General features: G+C 68.2%; 22 protein-coding genes. 14 read left to right on the top strand and 8 right to left on the bottom strand.

Going from position 1 to position 25,182, the window contains the following annotated elements; genetic code table 11:
* Positions 1-452 precede the first annotated feature (452 nt).
* The 6 genes from argC to IU448_RS21620 are packed head-to-tail and all read left to right on the top strand — an operon-like array spanning position 453 to position 6,285.
* A complete protein-coding gene (gene argC / locus IU448_RS21645) occupies positions 453-1,523 on the top strand; it encodes an N-acetyl-gamma-glutamyl-phosphate reductase (RefSeq protein WP_228813903.1) in 1,071 nt (356 codons plus the stop codon).
* Entirely contained in the window at positions 1,520-2,725 is a 1,206-nt protein-coding gene (argJ, locus tag IU448_RS21640) for a bifunctional glutamate N-acetyltransferase/amino-acid acetyltransferase ArgJ (protein ID WP_195057521.1), read from the top strand. The genes argC and argJ overlap by 4 nt, the downstream gene beginning before the upstream one ends.
* Positions 2,722-3,636, top strand: a complete 915-nt coding sequence (gene argB, locus IU448_RS21635; protein WP_195057520.1) for an acetylglutamate kinase — start codon at positions 2,722-2,724, stop codon at positions 3,634-3,636. Before argJ ends, argB begins: the two co-directional genes overlap by 4 nt.
* On the top strand, positions 3,633-4,832 hold the full coding sequence (locus IU448_RS21630) for an acetylornithine transaminase (RefSeq protein ID WP_195057519.1): 1,200 nt from the start codon (positions 3,633-3,635) through the stop codon (positions 4,830-4,832). Before argB ends, IU448_RS21630 begins: the two co-directional genes overlap by 4 nt.
* Positions 4,829-5,779, top strand: coding sequence for an ornithine carbamoyltransferase (argF, locus tag IU448_RS21625; RefSeq protein ID WP_195057518.1), 951 nt, complete (start codon positions 4,829-4,831; stop codon positions 5,777-5,779). Before IU448_RS21630 ends, argF begins: the two co-directional genes overlap by 4 nt.
* The gene (locus IU448_RS21620) at positions 5,776-6,285 is read left to right on the top strand and encodes an arginine repressor (protein WP_195057517.1); all 510 of its coding nucleotides are present in this window, start codon (positions 5,776-5,778) and stop codon (positions 6,283-6,285) included. The genes argF and IU448_RS21620 overlap by 4 nt, the downstream gene beginning before the upstream one ends.
* Positions 6,286-6,316: 31 nt before the next feature.
* Here IU448_RS21620 and IU448_RS21615 read toward each other — a convergent pair whose 3' ends face one another.
* Positions 6,317-7,762 carry a serine/threonine-protein kinase gene (locus IU448_RS21615; protein ID WP_195057516.1) on the bottom strand — a complete coding sequence of 482 codons (1,446 nt, stop codon included), beginning with the start codon at positions 7,760-7,762 and terminating at the stop codon, positions 6,317-6,319.
* Between the two features lie 226 nt (positions 7,763-7,988).
* Positions 7,989-8,135: a hypothetical protein gene (locus IU448_RS21610; protein WP_156052351.1), complete on the bottom strand. Its 147-nt coding sequence runs from the start codon at positions 8,133-8,135 to the stop codon at positions 7,989-7,991.
* 302 nt (positions 8,136-8,437) lie between these two features.
* Between IU448_RS21610 and IU448_RS21605 the strand changes: the two genes are divergently transcribed.
* Complete coding sequence (locus IU448_RS21605; RefSeq protein ID WP_195057515.1) at positions 8,438-9,640, top strand: argininosuccinate synthase; 1,203 nt, start codon at positions 8,438-8,440, stop codon at positions 9,638-9,640.
* A 580-nt stretch (positions 9,641-10,220) separates the two neighbouring features.
* Positions 10,221-11,642, top strand: a complete 1,422-nt coding sequence (argH, locus tag IU448_RS21600) for an argininosuccinate lyase (RefSeq protein ID WP_195057514.1) — start codon at positions 10,221-10,223, stop codon at positions 11,640-11,642.
* A gap of 523 nt (positions 11,643-12,165) precedes the next feature.
* Here the strand turns inward: argH and idi are convergent.
* Positions 12,166-12,735 (bottom strand): isopentenyl-diphosphate Delta-isomerase, encoded by a 570-nt coding sequence (gene idi, locus IU448_RS21595; RefSeq protein WP_280457171.1) that lies wholly within the window; start codon positions 12,733-12,735, stop codon positions 12,166-12,168.
* 189 nt (positions 12,736-12,924) lie between these two features.
* Here idi and IU448_RS21590 point away from each other — a divergent pair, with 189 nt between their 5' ends.
* The gene (locus IU448_RS21590; protein ID WP_228813967.1) at positions 12,925-15,843 is read left to right on the top strand and encodes an AMP-binding protein; all 2,919 of its coding nucleotides are present in this window, start codon (positions 12,925-12,927) and stop codon (positions 15,841-15,843) included.
* 304 nt (positions 15,844-16,147) lie between these two features.
* On the opposite strand, the gene rffA is transcribed toward IU448_RS21590, so the two are convergent.
* Positions 16,148-17,353: a dTDP-4-amino-4,6-dideoxygalactose transaminase gene (gene rffA, locus IU448_RS21585; protein WP_195057511.1), complete on the bottom strand. Its 1,206-nt coding sequence runs from the start codon at positions 17,351-17,353 to the stop codon at positions 16,148-16,150.
* Positions 17,350-18,387, bottom strand: a complete 1,038-nt coding sequence (locus tag IU448_RS21580) for a glycosyltransferase (RefSeq protein WP_324188667.1) — start codon at positions 18,385-18,387, stop codon at positions 17,350-17,352. The genes rffA and IU448_RS21580 overlap by 4 nt, the downstream gene beginning before the upstream one ends.
* Before the next feature lie 282 nt (positions 18,388-18,669).
* Here IU448_RS21580 and IU448_RS21575 point away from each other — a divergent pair, with 282 nt between their 5' ends.
* Genes IU448_RS21575 through IU448_RS21565 form a run of 3 tightly spaced genes read left to right on the top strand, consistent with a single transcriptional unit; the run spans position 18,670 to position 20,091 of the window.
* Positions 18,670-19,104, top strand: coding sequence for a hypothetical protein (locus IU448_RS21575; protein WP_195057509.1), 435 nt, complete (start codon positions 18,670-18,672; stop codon positions 19,102-19,104).
* Complete coding sequence (locus IU448_RS29095; RefSeq protein WP_228813901.1) at positions 19,101-19,805, top strand: GtrA family protein; 705 nt, start codon at positions 19,101-19,103, stop codon at positions 19,803-19,805. Before IU448_RS21575 ends, IU448_RS29095 begins: the two co-directional genes overlap by 4 nt.
* Before the next feature lie 55 nt (positions 19,806-19,860).
* Complete coding sequence (locus IU448_RS21565; protein ID WP_195057508.1) at positions 19,861-20,091, top strand: Trm112 family protein; 231 nt, start codon at positions 19,861-19,863, stop codon at positions 20,089-20,091.
* A gap of 11 nt (positions 20,092-20,102) precedes the next feature.
* On the opposite strand, the gene IU448_RS21560 is transcribed toward IU448_RS21565, so the two are convergent.
* From IU448_RS21560 to IU448_RS21550, 3 genes are all read right to left on the bottom strand, one after another.
* Entirely contained in the window at positions 20,103-20,735 is a 633-nt protein-coding gene (locus IU448_RS21560) for a TetR family transcriptional regulator (RefSeq protein WP_195057507.1), read from the bottom strand.
* Complete coding sequence (locus tag IU448_RS21555; protein WP_195057901.1) at positions 20,732-21,487, bottom strand: ABC transporter permease; 756 nt, start codon at positions 21,485-21,487, stop codon at positions 20,732-20,734. Before IU448_RS21555 ends, IU448_RS21560 begins: the two co-directional genes overlap by 4 nt.
* Before the next feature lie 128 nt (positions 21,488-21,615).
* Positions 21,616-22,347 (bottom strand): ABC transporter ATP-binding protein, encoded by a 732-nt coding sequence (locus IU448_RS21550; protein WP_195057506.1) that lies wholly within the window; start codon positions 22,345-22,347, stop codon positions 21,616-21,618.
* Positions 22,348-22,725: 378 nt separating this feature from the next.
* Here IU448_RS21550 and IU448_RS21545 point away from each other — a divergent pair, with 378 nt between their 5' ends.
* A complete protein-coding gene (locus tag IU448_RS21545) occupies positions 22,726-23,346 on the top strand; it encodes a DNA-3-methyladenine glycosylase (protein ID WP_195057505.1) in 621 nt (206 codons plus the stop codon).
* 94 nt (positions 23,347-23,440) lie between these two features.
* Complete coding sequence (gene tyrS / locus IU448_RS21540; protein ID WP_195057504.1) at positions 23,441-24,724, top strand: tyrosine--tRNA ligase; 1,284 nt, start codon at positions 23,441-23,443, stop codon at positions 24,722-24,724.
* The last annotated feature ends 458 nt before the right edge of the window (positions 24,725-25,182 follow it).

Below are 25,182 nucleotides of genomic sequence, written 5' to 3'. Positions count from 1 at the left end.
GGCGGTCTGCGGGAAACGGCAGTTCGGTGGTGGCCGGCGGATCCGCGCGGGTCGCCCGCCGGTTTTCGTGATGATGGTTGATCCTGACTGTGTAGCCGGTCAGATTGCGAGCGCGTGCCGCGATGCGGGGCAGGGCGTCGGCGAGTTCGGCATCGGCTACGCATCCGAGATCGATATCGAGCAGTGTGTCGATGGCATGTTCCAAGGCTTGGATCTGGGACCGGAACGCGTCATTCGAACACATGTTCTAAGCGTAGTTCATATGTCGAGTCGCGAACTCCGATCGGGTCGCTCGGTGTACCGGCCCTTCTGGCGTTTCGAAATCGTGGCCCGCGCCGTTCGGTGTGTGGCGGGGGTTCGGGTCGTGCGCTCATGCTGCGCTGTTGTGGATGATGGGAAGGGTGTCCGAACCCATCGATGAATGAGCTTGCACGATCGTGCATAATCATCACATGGCTGATCACACGGATATGCCCGACCGGACCGCGCCCCTGCGGGTGGCCGTCGCCGGTGCCAGTGGTTACGCGGGCGGCGAAGTGCTGCGTCTGTTGCTGGGGCATCCGGAGTACCGAGCCGGGCGCCTCGAAATCGGGGCGCTCACCGCGGGCAACAACGCCGGAACCGCGCTGGGCGCGCTCCAGCCGCAGCTGCTGCCGCTTGCCGATCGCCTCCTCGCTCCGACCACGGCCGCCGAACTGGCCGGGCACGATATCGTCTTCCTCGGCCTGCCCCACGGCCAGTCGGCTGCCCTGGCCGCCGAACTGCCCGATTCGACGGTGATCATCGACTGCGGCGCCGATTTCCGGCTCACCGACCCCGCCGCCTGGGACCGTTACTACGGCGGGCCGCACGCGGGCAGCTGGCCCTACGGCCTCCCGGAACTACCGGGCGGGCGGGCGGCGCTGCGGGGCGCCACCCGGATCGCGGTGCCCGGATGCTATCCAACCGTTGCCAGCCTGGCCCTGGCACCCGCGATGGCGGCGGGCATCATCGACCCGGATGTGACCATCGTGGCCGTCACCGGTACCTCGGGAGCAGGCCGCAAACTCGATGTGGGCTTGCTCGGCTCGGAGGTCATGGGGTCGGCCCGCGCGTACGGGATCGCCGGCGCGCACCGGCACACACCGGAGATCGCCCAGAACCTGACTGCCGTCGCGGGAAATCCGGTGCGGGTCTCCTTCACCCCGGTCCTCGCGCCCATGCCGCGTGGCATTCTGGCCACCTGCACCGCTCCCGTGCGAGTCGACGCCGCACAGGCCCGCACGGTCTACGAAAAGGCATACGCCGACGAACCGTTCGTGCATCTGCTGCCCGAAGGTGTCCTTCCGCAGACCGGTGCCGTGCTCGGCGCGAATACGGTCACCCTCCAGGTGACCGTGGACCCCGACGCCGGCCGGCTGGTGGTGATCGGCGCGATCGACAATCTGACCAAGGGCACCGCGGGCGCCGCGGTGCAGTCCATGAACCTCGCGCTCGGCCTCGACGAGACCGCCGGGCTGCCCACCGTAGGAGTGGCTCCGTGACCACCGACGCCAACCTCGTCCACAACCAGGGTGTCACCGCGCCGCTGGGTTTCCGGGCGGCCGGAATCGCCGCGGGACTCAAGGCCAGCGGTAAACCCGATCTCGCGCTCGTTTTCAACGAGGGTCCCGATTACGCCGCCGCGGGCGTGTTCACCAGCAACCAGGTGAAGGCCGCTCCCGTGCAGTGGTCGCAGCAGGTACTGAAATCCGGGCGGCTGCGCGCGGTGATCCTGAACTCCGGCGGCGCCAACGCCTGCACCGGCCCGCTGGGTTTCCAGGACACCCATCGCACCGCCGAAGAACTCGCCACCGCACTGAGCAACTGGGGCACCGAAACCGGTGCGGGCGAGGTCGCGGTGTGCTCCACCGGCCTGATCGGCGACCGGTTGCCGATGGACAAACTGATCCCCGCCGTCACGGAGATCGTGCACGAGATGGGCGGCGGAATGTCCGGCGGAACCGACGCCGCACACGCCATCATGACCACCGACACCGTGCCGAAAGAAGCCTCCCTGCACCACCCGGGCAAATGGAACGTGGGCGGAATGGCCAAGGGCGCGGGCATGCTCGCGCCGTCGCTGGCCACCATGCTGGTGGTCCTCACCACGGATGCCGTCGCCACCCCGGACCAACTCGACACCGCCCTGCGCAGGGCCACCCGGCGCACCTTCGACCGGCTGGACGTGGACGGTTCGATGTCGACCAACGACACCGTGCTGCTGCTGGCCAACGGCGCCAGCGAGGTCGCGCCGAGCCAGGAGGAACTGGACGCCGCGGTGCTGGCGGTCTGCGACGATCTGGCCGGTCAGCTGATGGCCGACGCGGAGGGCATCACCAAACGCGTACTGGTCACCGTGCAAGGCGCTCGCAGCGAGGACGACGCGCTCACCGCGGCCCGCATCATCGCCCGGGACAGCCTGGTCAAAACGGCGTTGTTCGGTTCCGACCCGAACTGGGGCCGGGTGCTGGCCGCGGTCGGCACCGCGCCCTTCCGGCTGGACCCGGACGTGATCTCGGTGTCGTTCAACGGCTTCCCCGTCTGTATCGACGGTACCGGTGCGCCGGGAGCCCGTGACATCGACCTGTCCGGCGCCGATATCCACGTGGTGGTCGATCTGCGTCTCGGCGACGGATCGGCGACCGTGCGCACCACCGACCTGTCCTACGCCTACGTCGAAGAGAACTCGGCCTACAGCTCATGACCGAAGCGATCCACCAGCTGTCCGCGCTGGACAAAGCCCATATCCTGGCCGGCGCACTGCCCTGGCTGCAGAAGTTCCGCGATAAGATCGTCGTGGTCAAATACGGCGGTAACGCCATGATCGACGACGACCTCAAACGTGCTTTTGCCGCCGATATGGCCTTCCTGCGCACCGTCGGCGTCCACCCGGTGGTCGTGCACGGCGGCGGCCCGCAGATCTCGGCCATGCTGAAACGGCTCGGCCTGGACGGAGAGTTCCGCGGCGGTTTCCGCGTCACCACACCCGAGGTGATGGAGGTGGTGCGGATGGTGCTGTTCGGTCAGGTCGGGCGAGAGCTGGTCGGGCTGATCAATGCGCACGGGCCGTACGCCGTCGGTATCTCCGGTGAGGACGCCCGGTTGTTCACCGCGACCCGCCGCACCGTCGATATCGACGGCGCGGCCACCGATATCGGCCTGGTCGGCGATGTCACCGATGTCCATCCCGACGCTGTTCTCGACCTCATCGGCGCCGGTCGGATCCCGGTGGTCTCGACCATCGCACCCGACGCCGACGGCGTGGTGCACAACATCAACGCCGATACCGCCGCGGCGGCACTCGCCGAGGGAATCGGCGCGGAGAAACTGGTCGTCCTGACCGATGTCGAGGGCCTCTACACCGATTGGCCCGACCGTTCCTCGCTGACCAGCGTGATCGACACCGACGCGCTCGCCGACCTGCTGCCGTCGCTGGATTCGGGAATGGTCCCCAAAATGGAGGCGTGCCTGCGCGCGGTACGCGGCGGTGTCCCGGGCGCGCACGTCATCGACGGCCGCATACCCCATTCGGTACTGCTGGAACTGTTCACCGGGGAGGGGATCGGCACCATGGTCACACCGGCGGCGGATAAGGAAAACGGAGTCAGAGCATGAACACTGCGCAATTGCGGCAACGGTGGTCGAATGTGATGATGCGCAACTACGCCACCCCCGAGGTCATGCTGACCAGGGGCAACGGCGCGGTCGTGTACGACGCGGACGGCAACCGCTATGTCGATTTCGTAGGCGGGATCGCGGTCAACAGTCTCGGGCACGCGCATCAGGCGATTCTGAGCGCGGTGATGGACCAGCTCGGGACGCTCGGTCACGTCTCCAACCTCTACGGCAGCGAACCGGTCGTCGAACTCGCCGAAACCCTGCTGGCGCATTTCGGTGACGGGGAGGGTCGCGCGTTCTTCTGCAACTCCGGGACCGAAGCCAACGAGGCGGCGTTCAAACTGGCCCGGCTCACCGGCCGGCGCAAGATCATCGCCTGTGATGAGGCCTTCCACGGCCGCACCATGGGTGCGCTCGCGCTCACCGGCCAGCCGTCCAAGCGTGCACCGTTCGAACCGATGCCCCCCGGCGTGGTGCATGTGCCGTACGGCGATGCGGCGATGCTGGAACGCGCGGTGGATTCCGATACCGCCGCGGTGTTCCTGGAACCGATGCTGGGGGAGAGCGGTGTGGTGGTCCCGCCGATGGACTACCTGGTGCGGGCCCGGGAGATCACGGCCCGGCACGGCGCGCTGCTGGTCCTGGACGAAGTGCAGACCGGTATCGGCCGGACCGGGAAGATGTACGCGCACCAGGCATTCGGAATCACCCCCGATGTGATGACCCTGGCGAAAGGGCTGGGCGCGGGTCTGCCGATCGGTGCCGTCCTGGCCGCCGGGCACGCGGCCGATCTGTTCACCCCCGGGATGCACGGCAACACCTTCGGCGGTAACCCGGTCTGCGCCGCCGCGGCACTGGCGGTACTGCGCACCATCGCCGAGGAAGGTCTGCTGGACCACGTCGAATCCGTCGGCAAGCGGCTCAGCGACGGTATCGCCGTCCTGGAACATCCGCTGATCGCCGAGGTGCGCGGCGCCGGCCTGCTCATCGGTATCGGCCTCACCCACCCGGTCGCGCCGCAGGTGGAAGCCCGCGCCCGCGCCGCGGGGTACCTGGTGAACCCGGCCAAACCCGATGTCATCCGGCTGGCGCCGCCACTGGTGCTCACCGAAACCCAGGCCGACAATCTGGTGCTGGACCTGCCGGTGATCCTCGACGAGGTACTGGCCGAGACGAAAGGGGCCCGGGGATGACCTCGACCACGGTCCGGCACTTCCTACGCGACGACGACCTGACCCCCGCCGAGCAGGCCGAGGTCCTCGCCCTGGCCGCCGAATTGAAGAAGAACCCGTTCGCCCGCCGCCCGCTGGAGGGACCGCGCGGGGTGGGGGTGATCTTCGACAAGAACTCCACCCGCACCCGCTTCTCCTTCGAACTCGGTATCGCCCAGCTGGGCGGCCACGCGGTGGTGGTCGACGGGCAGACCACCCAGCTCGGCCGCGACGAAACCCTCGCCGATACCGGCCGAGTGCTCTCCCGCTATGTCGACGCCGTCGTCTGGCGCACCTTCGGCCAGCAGCGCCTCGAGGAAATGGCGACGACGGCAACGGTTCCGGTGGTCAACGCGCTGTCCGACGAATTCCACCCCTGCCAGGTGCTCGCGGATCTGCAGACGATCACCGAACGCAAAGGCGACCCGAAAGGCCAGGTGCTGACCTACCTCGGCGACGGCGCCAACAATATGGCGCATTCGCTGCTGCTCGGCGGGGTGACGGCCGGGATGCATGTGCGGATCGCGGCACCCGCGGGTTTCCAGCCGGCGGCCGAGGTGCTTTCCGCGGCCCGGGCCCGGGCCGCGGAAACCGGTGGCAGCGTCACCGTCACCGACGACCCGTACACCGCGGCGGACGAGGCAGATGTCCTGGTCACCGATACCTGGACCTCGATGGGGCAGGAAAGCGACGGCCTGGACCGGGTGGCGCCGTTCCGCCCCTACCAGATCAACGCCGGGTTGCTCGCCTACGCCGCCGCCGATGCCATCGTCCTGCACTGCCTGCCCGCCCATCGCGGGGAAGAGATCACCGACGAGGTACTCGACGGTCGCCAGAGCGCGGTGTGGGAGGAGGCGGAGAACCGCCTGCACGCGCAGAAAGCCCTGCTCGTCTGGCTGTTGGAACGCGAAGGCGCACAGCGACGATGAGCGAGACCCGCACACATTCGACCGGCCCGGTCACGGCCGCCACCCGGGCCGGGCGGCAGTCGCGGATCATCGCGCTGCTGGCCGCGCATCCGGTCCGCAGCCAGACCGAGCTGGCCAATCTGCTTGCCGCCGAGGGCATCGAAACCACTCAGGCCACGCTGTCCCGCGATCTCGACGAACTGGGAGCGGTCAAACTCCGCGCGGCCGACGGCGGCGCGGGTGTCTATGTAGTTCCCGAGGACGGCAGCCCGGTCCGCGGGGTCACCGGCGGTACCGGCCGGCTGGCGAAACTTCTCGGCGATCTGCTGGTCTCCACCGATTGCAGCGGCAATATCGCGGTCCTGCGCACCCCGCCGGGCGCGGCCCATTTCCTGGCCAGTGCCCTGGACCGGGCGGCACTTCCCTATATCGTCGGCACGATCGCCGGCGATGACACCATCGCCGTGATCGCCCGCGAACCTCTCACCGGCGCCGAACTGGCCGCGAAAATCGAGAATCTGGCCTGACCCGGCCCCCGCGCCGGCCACGGGTCCGGTGTCAACGTTGCCAGTGCGGTGTATTGCGGATCGCGGTGCGGTAAGCGACCCAGCGGCCTGTCGCGCCGGCGGCGGCGCACAGCAGTGTGGCGGCGGAAACGACGAACAACACGGAGAAGATGACGACCACGCCGGGTTGGCGATCGGCCAATCCCGCAACAGTTCCCAGCCCAGCGGTCGCGGTGCCGAGTCCGGAACAGATGACGGCGAGAATACGACCGGCCCGCCGGCCCGACAACAAGAGTGCACCGGTGCCGTCGTAGAGAACCGCCAGCGAGGCAAAGATAAGCGTCGCCACCGCGTCGCCGGACGGGTTCCCGCCGGATATCATGAACCCGAGCCCGACGAACGTCATGATCGTGGGAATCAGCCCGGTCAAGAGCACGAGTATTCCGGCGGTGAGAGCAGTGGCCCGGGATGGGCGCGTTGCGAACCGCTCGTCCCGTCCGGCGGCTCCGGCCGCGTGCGGATGTGCCGCGGCCATCGGTCCGGGCGGCGGGCCCGGGGCGCGGAATTGCGGCGCGACCGGTGCCGGGGAAACCGGGACCCCGCCGTTGGGCGATAGGTTCAGCGCGGTCGGTGCCGAACGGCGGAGGTCGCCCGCGATATGCCGGCCCGCCAGCGCATCCCGGGCGGCTGTGGTGAATTCGCTGCAGGTGGCGTAGCGGTCATGGCGCTGTTTGGCCATTGCGCGTTCCAGTACCGCGTCGATACCGGAAGGCAGGTCGGGCCGGCCGGCGGTGAGCCGCGGCACCGGCTGGGAGAGATGGCCCATGACCACCTGGCCAGGGTTGGTCGAGGCGTACGGCGCATGGCCGCTCAGGAGCGCGAAGAGGGTGCACGCGAGCGAGTACTGATCGGAGCGGTGGTCGACCTTTTCGCCGGACAGTTGTTCCGGCGATCCGTAGGCCAGTGTCGCGGTGAACGTACCGGTCGCGGTGACCTTGGTGCTGGCGGCGTCGGTGAGCCGGGCGATCCCGAAATCGGTCAGGATCGCGCGGGTTTCGCGGAAGGCATCGGCTTCGGCGATGAGGATGTTGGCCGGTTTCACATCACGGTGCAGCACACCGCGGCTGTGTGCGTAGTCGAGCGCGGCGGCGGTTTCGGCGAGTAGCCGTACCGCAGTCGCCGGAGGGTGCGCGGCGGCGTCCCAGGAGGCGGCGTCTGTGCCGCGGATGTATTGCATGGCGATCCACAGATGCCCCTCGTCGGTGCCGCGATCGAGCACCCCCACGATGGCAGGGTGTTCCAGTCGGGCGATGACATCGGCCTCCCGTTCGAAGCGGCGGACCAATTCGGGGTCGGTGGAGAGCTCGCGGTTCAGCAGTTTCAGGGCGACGCTGCGCGGAAGTCGTGGATGCCGGGCGAGATAGACGGTCCCCATCCCGCCCTTGCCCAATACGCCGTCGATCCGGTATCCGGCGAAACTCGCCCCGACCCCCAGCATCCGCCGCTCCCTCCGTCACCGTCCGAACGCCGCGACGCTACCGCACCCAGGAACCGCCGGTCGTGTGGGCCGAGGCGGAACCCTATGGGGGAGTGGCGTCGACGATGGGCGGGGGCGGTCGCAGAGCTGTTCGGGCCCGGGCTCTGCTGCCGGGCAGGTGCGCACTCCGCCCGGAGGATCCGCCGGCTCGATTCGCGCGTGGACCGACTGTCGCGCCGGGACCGGCTCAGTGGTTGTTCACCAGTTCCTGCAGGAACGGGGTGGCGAGTTCGATGCCCATCACACCCAGTGCCAGGGCGGCGTTTCCCAGCGTGACGACGATGAAGCCGATGGTCTCGTAGTTGTCCTGCGCCCACTGTTGCAGTGTCTGCACGGTCTTCTCCTCCCTTGCGATATGCACCTACAGGGTGTGACCAGAGTCTCACCTATGGAGTGGTCGGCCAAGAGGTGTTATCGAGTTGGGAGGCGCGATGCCATGCGGTCACCGCAGGTAGCGGGCCATCCGACCCCCGGTTATGAATGAGATTGCATCATCGTGCATAATCATTTGCAACGGCGGCGCGAGCCGGACCGGCAACGGGCCAGCATACTGCTGGAGAACGGTCGCCGGACCCCGCGGAGACCGCACACCCGAGAACGAACAACCAACGAACACATCCTAGGGAGCACCAGAACATGTCCGATCGCGTCGTACTCGCCTACTCCGGTGGGCTGGACACCTCTGTGGCCATCAGCTGGATCGGCAAGGAGACCGGCGCCGAGGTCGTGGCCGTCGCCATCGACCTGGGGCAGGGCGGCGAGGATATGAACGTGGTGCGCCGGCGCGCCCTCGACTGCGGCGCCGTCGAAGCCGTGGTGATCGATGCCCGCGACGAATTCGCCGACGAATACTGCCTGCCCACCATCCAGGCCAACGCCCTCTACCAGGACGAATACCCGCTGGTTTCGGCGATCAGCCGGCCGCTCATCGTCAAACACCTGGTCGAGGCCGCGAAATTCCACGGCGCTTCGACCGTCGCGCACGGCTGCACCGGCAAGGGCAACGACCAGGTCCGCTTCGAGGTCGGCATCGGGGCACTGGCGCCCGATCTGAATGTGATCGCCCCGGTCCGCGACTACGCCTGGACCCGGGAGAAGGCCATCGCCTTCGCCGAGGAGAACAAACTCCCGATCAACGTCACCAAGAAATCGCCGTTCTCCATCGACCAGAACGTCTGGGGCCGCGCCGTCGAAACCGGCTTCCTCGAGGATCTGTGGAACGCGCCCACCAAGGACGTCTACGACTACACCACCGACCCCACCGTCAACTTCGAGGCTCCCGACGAGCTCATCGTCACCTTCGAACGCGGTGTCCCGGTCGCCATCGACGGCCGCCAGGTCAGCGTTCTCGAAGCGATCGTGGAACTGAACCGCCGCGCGGGCCGTCAGGGTGTCGGCCGGTTGGACATGGTGGAGGACCGGCTCGTCGGCATCAAGAGCCGCGAGATCTACGAGGCGCCCGGCGCGATCGCACTGATCACCGCACACCGTGCCCTCGAAAGCGTCACCCTCGAGCGTGAGCTCGGCCGGTACAAGCGGCAGGTCGAACAGCGCTGGGGTGAGCTGGCCTACGACGGCCTGTGGTTCTCTCCGCTCAAACGCGCCCTCGACGCGTTCGTCGCCGAAACCCAGCAGCACGTCAGCGGCGATATCCGCATGGTCCTGCACGGCGGCAATGTGACCGTGAACGGCCGGCGCAGCGAACAGTCGCTCTACGATTTCAACCTCGCGACCTACGACGAGGGCGATACTTTCGACCAGTCGCTGGCCAAGGGTTTCGTGCAGCTGCACGGCCTGTCCTCGAAGGTTGCGGCCAAGCGCGATCTGAACCAGAAGTAGCAGGTCGCCACGCCCGGTCGCGCGAAACGGTTCACGCTCGGGTGACCCGTTGTCTACCTGTCGCGAGTTTCGTGCCGTATTCCGCCGGGCCGGTGCTGCCGACTGCGGCGCCCTGTGTTCCGGGACTGCAACGGTGAGATCCCGCAGGAGTCGCTGCAGGCGGTCCCAGGCGGTCGCCGACGACCTCTCGGGGCCGAGCATCAGGCTCGGGCCGGCCCGTCGCCGGTCCGTACGGTGACCTGGTGACCTGGTGACCTGTGCGCCGAATTCCGGCCCGCGGACCATGGCCCCGAGAACAACAACTCGGCGATTGTCCCCGAGGTGCTGCAGATGGACATGTGGAGCGGCCGGGTGGAGTCGAAGGGGCACCGGGACAACGTGCCGGTACCGTACGGCGGAATCGGCCCCGTGCCGCCGGCCGCGCCGGTCGCGGCTCCGCCGTTTCCGAGGCGGACAGCGACCCGATCAGAGGGCCGATCCGGGGAATGGCCGCGCATTCGCCGGCGGCCCGCCGGGCACGCCGAGTGGCAGCACACAAACCAATACCGTAGGGCGGGCAACCCGGCCGGTATATCGAGACGTGGGAGACAGAGTGGGCACCAACGAAGGCGCGTTGTGGGGTGGCCGGTTCGCATCCGGCCCTGCCGAGGCGATGGCGGCGCTGAGTAAATCGACCCAGTTCGACTGGGCGCTCGCGCCCTACGACATCCGGGCGTCCAAGGCGCATGCCCGGGTGCTGAACAAGGCCGGTCTGCTGTCGGACACCGATCTCACCGCAATGCTCACCGGCCTGGACCGGCTGGCCGCGGATGTCGAGTCGGGTGCTTTCGTGGCCGCCGAATCGGACGAGGATGTCCACGGTGCGCTCGAACGCGGGCTCATCGAACGAGTCGGCACCGAACTCGGCGGCCGGTTGCGGGCCGGGCGTTCCCGCAACGACCAGGTCGCGACCCTTTTCCGGATGTGGTTGCGCGATGCGGTGCGCCGGGTCGCCGCCGGGCTGGTCACCGTTGTGGACGCACTGGTCGAGCAGGCCGCCGCCCATCCTGATGCCGTGATGCCCGGCAAAACCCATCTGCAGGCCGCGCAGCCCGTACTGCTGGCGCACCATCTGCTGGCGCACGCCCACCCGCTGCTCCGGGATATCGACCGGCTGCGCGATTTCGACAAACGGGCCGCCGTCTCCCCGTACGGTTCGGGTGCGCTGGCCGGTTCCTCGCTCGGTCTCGACCCGGAAGCCATTGCCGCGGACCTGGATTTCGATGCCGCCGCCGCCAACTCGATCGATGCCACCTCGTCCCGGGATTTCGCTGCCGAGGCGGCATTCGTGCTGGCGATGATCGGTGTGGACCTCAGCCGGATGGCCGAAGAGGTCATCATCTGGAGCACCCCCGAATTCGGCTACGTCACCCTGGCCGATGCCTGGTCGACCGGGTCGTCGATCATGCCGCAGAAGAAGAACCCGGACGTTTCGGAGCTGACCCGCGGCAAAGCGGGCCGCCTGATCGGCAACCTCACCGGCCTGTTGGCGACGCTGAAGGCGCAACCCCTGGCCTACAACCGGGATCTGCAGGAGGACAAAGAGCCCCTGTTCGATTCGGTGGCCCAGCTGGAACTGCTCCTGCCCGCCATCGCCGGGCTGGTAGCCACACTCACCTTCCACACCGACCGGATGGCCGAACTCGCACCCGCCGGCTTCACCCTCGCAACGGATATCGCGGAGTGGATGGTCCGGCGCGGAGTCCCGTTCCGGGTCGCACATGAAGCGGCCGGTGCCTGCGTCCGCGCCGCCGAGACACGCGGGGCCGGGCTCGACGAGCTGACCGACGCCGAATTCGCGGCGATCGACCCGTCCCTCACCCCGGAAGTGCGCGAGGTGCTGACCGTCGAAGGTTCTGTGGCTTCCCGCAACGCCCGCGGCGGCACGGCAGGGGAGCGGGTGCGTGAACAACTGGCCGAGGTCCGGCAGGCCGCCGGCGATATCCGCGCCTGGCTGAGCTGACCGGATACCGCACTCCGGCAGGTGTCCGGGATCATCCGCTCGCGCCACCGGTAGTCCGGTGCGCGCGCGGATGACTGGCCGGAACCGTATCGTCGTGCGGAGTGGCGATGTCATCGCGGTTTTTCGCGAACCGTGCCGCCGGAGCGCGACAGTCGATAGTGCTCCTTGATGGAAAGCCGCTGATAGTCCGCGGAGGTCTGTCGGGGACCCGGTTCAGTGTCCGCCGCCGGGGCGTGCCTGGGTGGTTCGGTGTCCGGGAGACCCTGGCAGTCCGGCTTTGCGCTGACAGGGTCGCGGCGGGCTCCGCCGGCGTACCGAATGAGTATCGCCGGGTAAACCTGCCGGTGCCCGGCGAGCACAGCCCCTCTCGGGCCTTGGAGCGCCGGATGGCTCGACGGGATTCACCTCGGATTGGCGATTCTTAATGCCCATACGTAGATATGCGCATTATCGCAGGTATTCGAAAATTGGCCCTGACGACAGAACAACACGGAAGGGCACTCCGGAGACCGCCGTACCGAGTTCAGCGAGTGGGTGGTGCCGCGGTGGCGACCTCGAGCACCCCGGCGAACCACGGGCTGAACTCATGCGGTGCTTCCTGCAGCCGCCGGCGCAGATCGTCCGGATTCATCCAGCGGTACGCCGCGACCTCGGCCGGGTCGGGTTGCGGGGCAGCGTCATCGAGTAGCCCGATCAGGACGTGATCCCATTCGTCCTCGACAAAGCCGCTGCGCGGATCTTCCGCGCGGTACCGGTAGACCCCCACCTCGGTCAGCGGTACCCGTAGTCCCATTTCCTCGCCCAGGCGAATACCGGCGGCGTCGGCAACCGATTGCCCGGGCGCCGGGTGGCCGCAACATGTATTGGACCAGCGCGCCGGGAAGCGGGTCTTGCCGAGCGCGCGCTGTTGCAGCAGCACCTGCCCGCTGCTGTCGTATACGAGCACCGAGAACGCCCGATGTGGTGTTCCCGGTGCGCGGTGGGCCTCGGCCACCGCGCACGACCCGACCGTGTTTCCGGCCGCGTCCACCAGTTCCACGGGCAGTGATTCCCGGTCGGTGGGCGAGCTCGGCAAACGGGTCGTATCGGTCACGATCCCCACCCTAATCGGCGCGGGTGTGCGGTCCCGCCGAGGTAGCAGGTACATGATGTAGATGTCACAACGGACGGCCGGTCCGGAGTGCGATATGGCAGGCTTTGGTGCATACCTCGTGGTTTGTGAGGTAGACCACGCCACGGGCAGGGCTGGGAGTGGAACGTGAAGTTGAGTGTGCGAGGTTTGATGGGATCGGCGCAGCGGGTCATGGCCACCGCGCAGAACGGTCTCGAAGTCATCCGCTTCGGCGGGCTCGGACGCGATACCGACTCCTCGCCCTTCGAAATCGTCGAGCGCCGGCCCATGTACCGGTTGCGGCACTACTTTCCGGCAGAGGCCGGCGGCGGCCCGGTGGTTCTGCTCGTACCGCCGCTGATGGTGAGCGCCGACATCTGGGATGTCAACGGTGACGACGGTGCCGTCGGAATTCTGCATCGCGGCGGAATAGATTGCTGGGTCGTCGATTTCGGTTCCCCGTCGACGGAGGAAGGCGGCTGGCAGCGGGATCTGGCCGATCACGTCCTGGCCGTGCACAGCGCTATCGACACCGTTTGCGCGGCGACCGGCCGCACCGTGCATCTCATGGGCTACTCACAGGGCGGTATGTTCGCCTACCAGGCCGCCGCGTTCCGTTCGGGTAAGGGAATCGCGAGCATCGTCACCTTCGGCAGCCCGGTCGATATCGTCGCCGGGATGCCGCTGGGGCTGCCGCACGCCGCAGTGACGGATCTGGTGGATTTCGCCGCCGACCATGTGGTGCCCCGGCTACCGATCACCGACCGGATGGTGCGGATCGGTTTCCAGCTGCTTGACCCGGTGAAAACCACGAAGGCACGGATCGATTTCCTGCGTCAGCTGCACGACCGGGAGGCCCTGCTGCCGAAGGAGCGCCAGCGGCGGTTCCTGAGCAACGAGGGCTGGGTCGGTTACGCGGGACCTGCGGCGGCGGATCTGCTGAAACAGTTCGTCGTGCACAACCGGATGATGCTCGGAGGTTTCGTGATCCGTGATCAGCCGATCTCGCTGGCCGACCTGAAATGCCCGATCCTGGCGTTCGTCGGCGAGGTCGACGAAATCGGGCAGCCGGCCGCGGTGCGCGGCATAGTCCGTGCGGCCCCGCGTGCCGAAGTCTATGAATCCACGGTGGTCTCGGGGCATTTCGGTTTGGTCGCGGGTTCGATGGCGACCCGCTGCACATGGCCCCGGGTGCGTGACTGGGTGGTCTGGGTCGAGGGCGGTGACCCGCTGCCGGAAGAGATCGTGCCGATGGCCGACCAGCCGCCCGGAGATGCCCCGCGGACCGCCCTGCTGCGCGCCGTGCACACCGCCACAGCCCTGGCGGAGGCCGGTGCGGGGGTCGGGCGGGCACTGGAGCAGGTGGCCGCGAACACGGTCCGTGGCTCGGTCGGCCTGGTCGAGGGCGCGGCCCGGACCCTGCCCCGGTTGACCAGACTCGGCACAATCCAATCCGGTACCCGGATCTCCATCGGCCGGTTGCTGGCCGAACAGGCCCGCCGGACACCCAACGGGGAGTGCTTCCTGTTCGACGACCGAGTGCACACCCACGCGGCGGTCGATGCCCGGATCGAGAACGTGGTGCGCGGGCTGATCTCGGTGGGGATCCGCCCGGCGACCCGGGTCGGAGTGGTGATGGAGACCCGGCCCAGCGCGCTGGTGACCCTCGCCGCCCTGTCCCGGATCGGCGCGGTCGCGGTGCTGCTGGCACCCGATAGCGATCTGGCCACCGCCCTGGAACAGACCGGGACGGCGATCCTGGTATCGGATCCGGAGAACGTGCGCCACGCTGTGGCGACCGGGGCCCGGGTGCTCGTACTCGGCGGCGGCGATTCGCGGGGCCTGGCGGTGCCGGCGGGTACCGACCTCGTGGACCTGGAACAGATCGATCCGCAGCGGGTGCGGATACCGGGCTGGTACAAACCCGACCCGGGCCGCGCGCGGGAACTCGCCTTCATCCTCGTTTCCGGGGCCGGGGACCGCCTGGATATCAAGTACATCACCAACCACCGCTGGGCACTGTCGGCGTTCGGCACCGCCTCGGCCGCCGATCTCGACCACAAGGACACGGTGTACTGCCTGGCTCCGCTGCATCATTCGTCCGGACTGCTGGTGAGCCTGGGCGGCGCCATCGCCGGCGGAAGCCGGATCGCGCTGGCCAGATCGCTGGATCCCGCGCAGTTCGCCGAGGAGGTGCACCGGTACGGGGTCACGGTCGTCACCTACACCTGGACGATGCTGCGCGATATTCTCGACGCCGAGGTCTTCCCGGCCGGATACCCGCACCCGATCCGGTTGTTCATCGGTTCCGGTATGCCCGCCGGATTGTGGCGGCGGACGATGGAACAGTTCGCGCCCGCCCGGGTGCTGGAGTTCTACGCCTCCATCGAGGGCGATGTGGTGCTGGCGAATGTGCCCGGGGTGAAATTCGGCTGCAAGGGCCGTCCGGTACCGGGCACGGCGCGGGTCGAACTGGTGGCCTTCGACCCGGTGTCGGGCCAGGTCATGGTGGACGACAGCGGATACGCGCGGCGTTGCGCGGACAACGAGGTCGGTTTGCTGATCGGGTCGGCCGGGGCGAATGTCGATCTCTCCCGCGGCGGGTTGCGCGGAGTATTCGAACCGGAGGATTCCTGGCTGCCCACCGAGAACCTGTTCCGCCGGGACAGTGAGGGCGACTACTGGCTGGTCGACCGGATCGATACGGTGATCCGGACCCGCCGCGGTCCCGTATTCACCCAGCCGGTCGTAGACGTGCTCAACGATATCGCCGCGGTCGATATGGAGGTTGCCTACGCACTGCCGGCCCGGGATCGGGTGCTGGCGGTGGCCGCGGTGAGTGTGCGGCCCGGCTACGAACTCGACGCCGCCGATGTGACCGAAGCGCTGCGGTCGCTGCCGCCGGTCCAGCGTCCCGACCTGGTCTACGTCGTCGACGATATCCCCCGGAGTCCGTCCTACCGGCCCGCGGCGCACCTGGTACGGGACACCTGCGCCCCCCGACCCGGTCCGCACACCTGGTCCTACAACGCGGATTCGGAGACCTACGAGGAGCTCACCGAGGCGGGGTCGCTGGGACTGCTCATCTGAGCGTTCGCGGGTGGCCGCGCCGAGGATCGCATCAGGGCTTCGGGCGCCCCGATGCTCGTACTCGCGGCGGCGTCCGCCGCCTCCGCACACACGGCGATCGCCGCGGCCGGGGACCGGAATCCGCCGCTGATCCACCGGGCGGGCCGACGGTGCGGGGCCCGGTGACCGGAGAACACCCGGCTTCGTCCGGCGTGGTGGGGTGTCGAACGTCCGCGGTGCGCTCGGCTCCGGGACCGCCGAGGTCGGCCCCCTTCCTCGCCGAACCCAGGCTCACCAGGGGAGCCACCGAGGTCGGGCGCAGCGGTCAGCAGCGGAATTCGGTGACGGCGGAGAGTACGCGGTCGAGTTGGCCGCGAGTGAGCATGGGCCACAGCGGCAACCGCACGATCGTCGCCGCGAACCGTGCGCTGCGCGTGCAGGGGATCGGCGTACGACCGTATTTGAGTCCCGCGGCACTGGAGTCGAGCGGTACGTAGTGGAACGGGGCCACGATGCCCCGGTCGGCGAGATGCCGGATGAACGCGTCGCGGGTGTCTTCCGTGGGCAGCCGGAGATAGAACAGGTGGGCGGTGTGCCGCCGGTCCGGCGGCACGGCCATCGGCGCCACATCCTGGCTTGCCGCCCATGACGCCAAACCGGCCGCGTAGCTATGCCACACCCGGTGCCGGGCCCGCTGGATCGTATGGAACTCGGCCAGTTGCGCGTCGAGTACCGCGGCGTTCAGTTCGCTGGGTAGATAGCTCGACCCGATGTCCTGCCAGGAGTACTTGTCCACCTGTCCGCGCAGGAACCGTGCCCGGTCGGTGCCCTTCTCCCGGATGATCTCCGCACGGCCCATCAGGATGTCGTCGGAGAGCAGCAGGGCGCCGCCCTCGCCGCAGTGCACGTTCTTGGTGTCGTGGAAACTCTGTGTACCGAAGGTTCCGAGCGTGCCGAGAGCCTTACCTCGCCAGGTGCCGCCGAGGCCGTGCGCGTTGTCCTCGATGAGCGCCAGCCCGTGTCCGCGCGCCAGTGCACCGAGCGCGGCCATATCTGCCGCCACCCCGCCGTAGTGCATCACCACGATCGCTTTGGTGTGCTCGGTGATCGCCGCTGCGACGGCCGCTGGGTCGATATTGCCGGTTGTCTCGTCGATATCGACGAAAACACAGGTCGCGCCGTGTACGGCGAAGGCGGTGGCCGCGGAGGTGAAGGCGAAACTGGGCACGATCACCTCATCGCCCGGGCCCAGTTCCAGCAGCAGCGCGCCCAGTTCCAGCGCATGTGTGCACGAGGTGGTGAGCAGGACATGCGGGGCGCCGGTGATCTCGGCGAGTTTCGCGGTGGCGGCGGCGGTGAACGCACCGTCACCGTGACAGTGGTCGGATTCCAGAACCGCGGTCACATTGGCAAGTTCGGCGGCCGCCCGGTACGGCCGGCTGAAGATGATCCGATCGCTGTGTTCGCCGCGGAAAGGCGGGGACTCTGCGGGGGTACGCCGTACTGTCGTCGCGGTGCCCGGCCCGCTCATCCGGCCGCCACCTCGGCGCGCGGCCGGGCGAGGGACTGCGCGGTATCGGCCGCCGGCCTGGGCGTGGGCGATTCGATGGTGAGGTACAGCGGTTTACCCACCAGGATGTGCAGGACCACGCCGAGGTATTCGGCGATGAGCCCGAGCGAGAACAGCAGCGCGCCCGCGCACAGCAGGAGCACCACGATGATCGACGCCCAGCCTTCGGGATTGCCGCCGCCGCCGGTCAACGCGGACCAGATGATCACTGCGGCCAGGATCGTGCCGGCCAGCGCCAGCGTGACCCCGAGCAGGCTCACGACACGAAGCCCGCGAGTGCCGGTGCACAGCACCATCTTCCAGAACAACGAGAACAGACGCCGGTAGTTGTACCCGGATTCCGGGCGGCCCTCGCTGCGCAACCGCACCGGGGTCGCCGCGGTCCGGCCGACCACCCAGGTCAGCGCGACATCGAGGTAGGCGCCGTTGGCCGCGACCTCGGCCAGCCGGCGCCCGATATCGCCCCGGATCAACCGGAAGCTTTCGAACCTGGTCGAGTCGGGGAAGGCGAACAGCGTGGCCAGAACGAGTTTGGCGCCGCGGGAGGTGAGATTGCGCAGCGGCCCGTGCGGCCGGGTGTTGGTGGGCCGGGAGTACACCAGATCCGCGCGCTGCCGGTATGCGGTGTCGAGGAATTCGGCGATGGCGGCGGGATCGTGCTGGCCGTCCTCGTCCATGGTGACGATCCAGCCCCCGCGCGCTGCGGCCATCCCGGCGATGGTGGCGGCGTCCTGCCCGTAGTTGCGGCTCAACCAGATCACCCGGACCAGCGGATTCTCCCGGGCCAGCCGCTGCAGGACCAGATCGGAGCCGTCCGGCCCGCAGTCGTGTACCAGCACGATCTCGGCCACCCGGAAACGCAACCCGCCCGGTGTGGTGGTGATCGTGGCGTATTCGCCGAGTTCGCGGACGAGCGGGGCGACGGTGTGTTCGCCGCGGTACACCGGTACCACCACCGAAACCCCGCATACTCCGGGCGAATCGGGATCCGGCACGATGCCCGGCGGATCCGGTGGGGGCCACGGCGACCCGGGGACCGTGCGGGCGGCAGAGCCGGCTGTCGCCGGCCGGGGGGTGTCCGGTGCGGAAACGAACCTGGGCGGAAACGGCATTGGCGAGATCGACTTTCGACGGAGGATAACGCGTGCCGGGTCTCGATGACGCTGGTGAGCCCGAGAAATGCGAACTCTAGCAGGTGTACCCGGTGCGGCGCGGGCAGATTCGATATGCGTCGTTACGGTCGATCGCGCGGCTGCAGCCGGTATGGTCTGGGTTCCGTGGCGGATGGTCGAGCCGATGATCGGCGGGATGCGCTCCGGTGGGGTCCGGTGTACGCGGCGGGGGCGGTGGCCGCCTACCCGGCGGATATGCCGGCGAATTCCCGGCATATCTACCGCGGCGACACCGAGGTCCGGTACGCGCCGCTGTGGGTGATAATCGGACGTTCCTCGAGGGTGGGGAAGTTCCCGCTGCCGGTGCCCGCGCACCGGCCGGCCGGTGCGCAGGTGATCGAAGAAGCCGGACTGCTCGATCGACCGCCGGCCGGACTCGCACACCCCCGGCGCTCCCCGGCCTGGACGATCGGCGGTGCGACGGCCGTGGGACTACCCGAGCCGTCACTTCTCCGGATCGCCCACCGGCGCGGTTCTCGGCACAGCGGCCTGGCACCCACCGACAGGGAGACCGCCGGACTCATGGCCGCGAGATCATGACGAGCGAGCACACCGAAACCCCGGCTCACGGCACCGGCCACGACGAAGTCGCGCGCGAACATCATCGGGTCGGCGATCGCGAAGAACCGGACCGGCACTCCGCGGACTCCCGGCACATCACGGGATCCGCCGCCGATCGGGTCCAGCTCTCGAAAGGGCCGGGAACTTCTGCCGGTAGCCCGGTGCCGATCGCCGCCGAGTGCGGAGATCCACCGGGCGACGCCGTGCGGCGCTCGGATGGTCCGGCCGCATCGCTATCCGGTTCCGGGGCCGGAAGGATCCGTGGCAATGGACCGAACGCGCTGCTACGCCTGGCGAAGCGCCGGGAGATCGCGTTCGCGATGGTCGGCGTCGTGAATACCGCGATGGGTATTGCGCTCACCGTCGCCTGGCTGGCGCTACTGGGGGATTCGGTGCCGCCGTCCGTAGGGGTCGTTGCCGCCTACGTCACCGGTATCGGGGTGGCGTTCGTCCTGCACCGGCGGCTGGTGTTCCGGGTCCACGGGCAGGTGCTCCGTGATTTTCTCGGGTTCGCCGTCGTGAACTGCGGGGGTCTGGCCGCCAACGCGGTGCTGCTCGAGGTCGCCGTCAGCCTGTTCGGATTCCCGCCGGCGCCGTCCGCGGTGGTGGTCATGGGTGCGGTCGCGGCCGGCACCTTCCTCGGGCACCAGTACATCTCGTTCCGCCGGCCTGCGGTGTGAGCGCGATATCGGAGGGCGCCGGGGATCGATCCGCGGCCGGGTACGCTTCCATTCCATGTCCGAGCACACCATTCTGGATCCCACGCTGCTGAGCCTGCTGGCCTGCCCGCAGGACAAGGGGCAACTGCACCTGGTTCGCACCGGCGACGGCGCAGACGTGCTGTACAACCCGCGGTTGCGCGTTGCCTATCCGGTCGACAACGGGATCCCGGTACTGCTCGCCGACGAGGCCCGCGCGGTCGAGGAGGCCGAACACGCCGATTTCGCGCGGCAGTTCGGGGAGTAACACCGCAGCGCTCATTGCGCGCCGTCCTGAACCTCACCGATATCGCCGGTGAGGTAGCGCTGCACCGTGGGGCCGACGGCGGCGACCAGCCGGTCGAGCGGCAGTTCGGTGACCGGATCCAGCTTCACGATCTTGCGCGACATGATCACCCCCATGATCTGGGATGCGGCCAGCGCCACTCGGAGCCGGCCGTCATCGGTTTCCGTGGCGATTCGCCGGCGGATCCGCTCGAAGATCACCGAGAGTAGGAAATCCCGCGCCGGTGAGGTGTCACCACCGGCGACGAGGCTGCGGAACAGGGCCACGGCACCGGTGCCGGCCGGCGAATCCCACACCGCGATCACTGCGCCCACCAGGGTTTCGCCGAGTTGATCCACGGGGGTCGAATCCACCCGGCCGAGCACGACCTCCGGGTCGACCGGTAGTTCCACCACTGCCGCGAACAACTGCTGCTTCGTCCCGAAATAATGGTGGACCAGGGCCGGGTCGACGCCGGCGTCCGCCGCCACCGCGCGGATCGAGGTCTTGTCGAACCCGTTTTTCGCGAATCGCCGCCGGGCCGCGTCCAGGATCGCCGCCCGGGTGCCGGAGGTGCCCGGCCTACGGCCCGGCCTGACGGGCTGGTTCTCCCGAGCGGTGCTCATGCGGTGCGGCGACGCAGGGTGGCGGCGCCCGCGCCCAGGGCCACTGCCGCGAACCCGGCCACGATCGCCAGATCCCGCCACATGAGCCCGGTCGGCTCACTGTGCACCGACACTTCGTGCAGCGCATCCACCGCATAACTCAGCGGCATCACATTACTGATCACTTCCAGCCAATCGGGTAGCTGTTCGCGGGGAACCAGCAGTCCGCACAGGAAGATCTGCGGTGCCGCCACCAGCGGCATGAACTGAACCGCCTGGAACTCCGTTCGGGCGAACGCGCTGCACAGCAGCCCCAGCGCAACCCCCAGCATCGCGTCGGCCATCGCGATGAGCACCACCCACCCGGGATTACCGGCCGCGTCCAGCCCCAGCAGACCGAACGAGACCAGGCAAGCCACGGCTGCCTGCGCGGCGGCCGCGAGCGAGAACGCCGTCCCGTATCCGCCGAGCAGGTCGAGTTTGCTCAGCGGCGTGGTGAGCAGCCGCTCGAGTGTGCCGGAGCTGCGTTCGCGCTGCATGGCGATAGCGGTGATCAGGAACATCACGATGAACGGAAGGATCCCGAGCATGCTGATCCCGACCCGGTCGAACAGGCTCAACGGCTGCTGCGGTGTGGCCGGCACATCCTGATAGATGAAGTAGAGCAGGGCCATCAGCAGTGCCGGTACCACCAGGATCATCGCGATCGTGCGGTGATCGTTGCGCAGTTGCCGCAGGATGCGGGTGGTGGTGGCCGTGTACGCCGCGAACATTCGCGGCCCGGTGCTGCTGTCCACTACCTGTGCGGCGGGGCCGGGGTGTCCGGGTGCGGCGTTTTTGCTCGTCCTGGTCGAAGGGGCGGCACGGTGACGTTTCCCTACCTCCTCCGGGCTCGACCCGCTCATACCGGTTCTCCCATTGTGATGAGGGCCAGGAAAGCCTGTTCGAGGTTCTGCTCGCCGGTGCGTTCGCGTAGTTCGTCGGGGCTCTGTTGAGCCAGCAGCCGGCCGTCTCGCATGAGCAGCAGCCGGTCGCAGTGTTCGGCTTCGCCCATCACGTGGCTCGACACCAGCAGGGTCGTACCGCCGGCGGCCAGTTCCCGGAACTTCTTCCACAGTTCGACCCGGAGAACCGGGTCCAGCCCGACTGTCGGTTCATCCAAGACCAGCAGCTCCGGGGCGGCGACCAGCGCGCATGCCAGCGAGGCCCGGGTGCGCTGTCCACCGGAGAGTTCGTCGCCGCGCTGGTCGCGGTGGCCGGACAGTCCGACAGCATCGAGTGCCGCATCGACCGCCTCGCGCCGGGCTCCGTAGAGCGCGGCGAAGTACGCGACATTCTCGTGGACGCTGATATCGGCGTAGATGCTCGGCGCCTGGGTCACGTAGCCGATCTGCCGCCGCAGCCGCGCACTGCCCGCCGGTGAGCCGAGCGCTGTGATCTGCCCGGCAGCAACGATCTGGGTGCCCACGATGCTGCGCATGAGAGTGGTCTTCCCGCAGCCCGAGGGCCCGAGCAGCCCGGTGATCGAGCCGCGGGGGATGGTAAGCGAAATATCGTGCAGTACCTCCCGTTTACCGCGTCGCACCGTGAGGTTCCGTACCTCCACCGCGCCTTGTGTACCGGTCACGGACATGAGCCGCCCCTGTTCATCCGGATAGAATTCATCGTGTGTTGAATTGTTCGCCCGAGTGCCGCCCGGTGCAAGGTCTGTACAGGGAAAACACGTCAACCCGGCTCGCCACCGGTGCGATGTCCTCGCCGGAGCGGCATTGTCGACCAGAATCGGATCGGCTCCTGTCCCGCCGCGACCGTCGGCATCACCGCGATCCGAATGAACGTCGAGAGCACCGGGGGCCTGACTCACCTGCAACGACGCCGGGGGATGCACCGGCACGGTGGTGTTTGTTCCGGCCACCGTCCACGCGACGGTCCGGGGTGTCCGAGTCCGGACAGGATGCGCCGGCACCCGACCCCGGCGCATCCGCCGCACACCGGTTGCGACAATCCTCGGGTGAGTGCCGAGGAACTGGCTGTTGATCCACTGACCGCCGCCCGGCGCCTACTCGGCGCGACCCTGTGGTCGGGTTCGGTGGGTGCCTATCTGGTCGAAGTCGAGGCCTACGGCGGCGACCCCGCCGGTCCGTGGCACGACCCGGCCGCCCACTCCGGTCGCGGCCGGACTCCGCGAAACGCGGCGATGTTCGGCCCGCCGGGCAGGCTCTACGTCTATCGCAGCTACGGAATGCACACCTGCGCGAATATCGTCAGCGGGCCGGACGGAGTGGCGTCCGGCGTGCTCCTGCGATCAGCGGAGATCATTGCCGGTCACGACATCGCCCGGTCCCGCCGGCCGGCCGCCCGGGGTGCCGACGACCTGGCGCGCGGCCCCGGCAACCTGGGCAGCGCCCTCGGAATCCAACTGGACGACTACGGCACCGACGTCTTCGACCCGGACTCGGTGATTCGGCTGGAGCTCGGCCCGCACGCCGATCCGTCCCGGATCGCCGCCGGTCCGCGGGTGGGCGTGAGTACGGAGGCCGACCGCCCGTGGCGGCTCTGGCTGCACGACTCCCGCGCGGTATCCGTCTACCGCCGCAGCCCGCGGGCTCCGCGTATCGACGAATCGGCCTGACCCGGTTCCGATGCGCCGGCCCGGCTGTCCGTGGGCCGGCGCATCCGTTCGCACCGCCCGCGAAGCGCTCACGATGGTAGGCGAAGATGAACCCGTGAGCAGCGACATCATCGACGAACTGACCTGGCGCGGTCTCATCGCGCAGTCCACCGACCTCGACGCGCTCCGAGCGGCGCTGGCCGCCGGCCCGCGCAATCTCTATGCCGGTTTCGACCCCACCGCCGCCAGCCTGCACGCGGGGCATCTCGTCCCGCTGCTGGCTCTCAAACGGTTCCAGCGGGCCGGGCATCGGCCGATCGTCCTGGCCGGTGGCGCGACCGGACTGATCGGCGACCCGCGCGACGTCGGAGAGCGCACGATGAACTCGGCAGATACTGTCGCCGACTGGGCCGAACGGATCCGTTCCCAGCTCGAGCGGTTCGTCGACCTGGACGATTCGCCGACCGGTGCCCTCATCGTGAACAACATGGAGTGGACCGGCGCGCTGAGCGCCGTCGACTTCCTCCGGGATATCGGCAAACACTTCTCGGTGAACGTGATGCTGGCGCGGGACACGGTCAAGCGGCGGCTCGAAGGCGACGGAATCTCCTACACCGAATTCAGCTACATGCTGTTGCAGGCCAACGACTACCTGCAGTTACGCCGTGAGTACGACTGTGTGCTCCAGGTGGGCGGCTCGGACCAGTGGGGCAACATCATCGCCGGTGTCGAGTTGAATCGTCGTGTGGACGGGGCTGCGGTCCACGCCCTGACCGTTCCGCTGGTGACCTCGGCCGACGGCAAGAAGTTCGGTAAGTCCACCGGCGGCGGCAGTCTGTGGCTCGACCCGGAGCTCACCAGTCCCTACGCCTGGTACCAGTACTTCGTGAACACCGCCGACGCCGATGTCGTCCGCTACCTGCGCTGGTTCACCTTCCTGGAGCAAGACGAACTGGCCGAGCTCGAGCTGGCGACCGCGGAACGGCCGCACACCCGGGAGGCGCAGCGCCGGCTGGCGGCCGAGATGACCACGCTCGTGCACGGTGCGGACAACACCCGCGCCGTACAACTCGCGAGTCAGGCGCTGTTCGGCCGCGCGGAACTGCGCGATCTCGACGAGCCGACCTTGGCGGCCGCGTTGCACGAAGCCGCCGGCGAAGGGGAAATCGCGGAGGTCGCGCCCGGCCAGGACACGATCGTGGACCTCCTGGTGGCTTCCGGCCTGTGTGAGAGCCGCGGCGCAGCCCGCCGGACGGTGAACGAGGGCGGGGCAGCGGTCAACAACGAGCGCGTCAAGGACCTGGAATGGACGCCGGAAACCGGTGACTACCTGCACGGCAAGTGGTTGGTGCTGCGGCGCGGAAAGCGCAATTTCGCCGGAGTCCGGCGGGCGATCTGAAATTGATCTTGGTGGGCTGGGTCACAAATTGTCGGCCCGGCTCGCCGGATCGCCTGTCTGCGAGCCTCTGACCTGCGCAAACGTGGTGCCGAAGTGGCGATTTGACGTAGCGTTATCCGCCGCGTAACTTATTCAACGTCAGAGCGACACGGACACCGACCAGGGGCCCGGAGCGAGGCGGAAACGCCGAGCCGGAGGGACCAGGGACAACGAGGTTGTACGGGGAGCGCCTGGCGGATCGGCCGAAGATGCGGAGTTTGACTCTGAGCCACTGGCCGGTTAAGGTAGAAAACCTGCCCCAACGAAGTACTGGATAGCCCAGTCACTGAGTTGTGTGCGTGTGTTCTTTGAGAACTCAATAGTGTGTTGATGAATGTCAGTGCCAAATATTTAATTTGGTTTCGGTTCTTCATACCCCCGTGTGGAGGGCCGAACATTTAAGTCAGCTAAATTCCGGC

The sequence above is a fragment of the Nocardia flavorosea genome (genome assembly GCF_015477805.1).
In the GTDB taxonomy this organism is placed as follows: domain Bacteria; phylum Actinomycetota; class Actinomycetes; order Mycobacteriales; family Mycobacteriaceae; genus Nocardia; species Nocardia flavorosea_A.
Note: the sequence above shows the minus strand (reverse complement) of the source record. Positions and strands in the feature narration are given on the sequence as shown.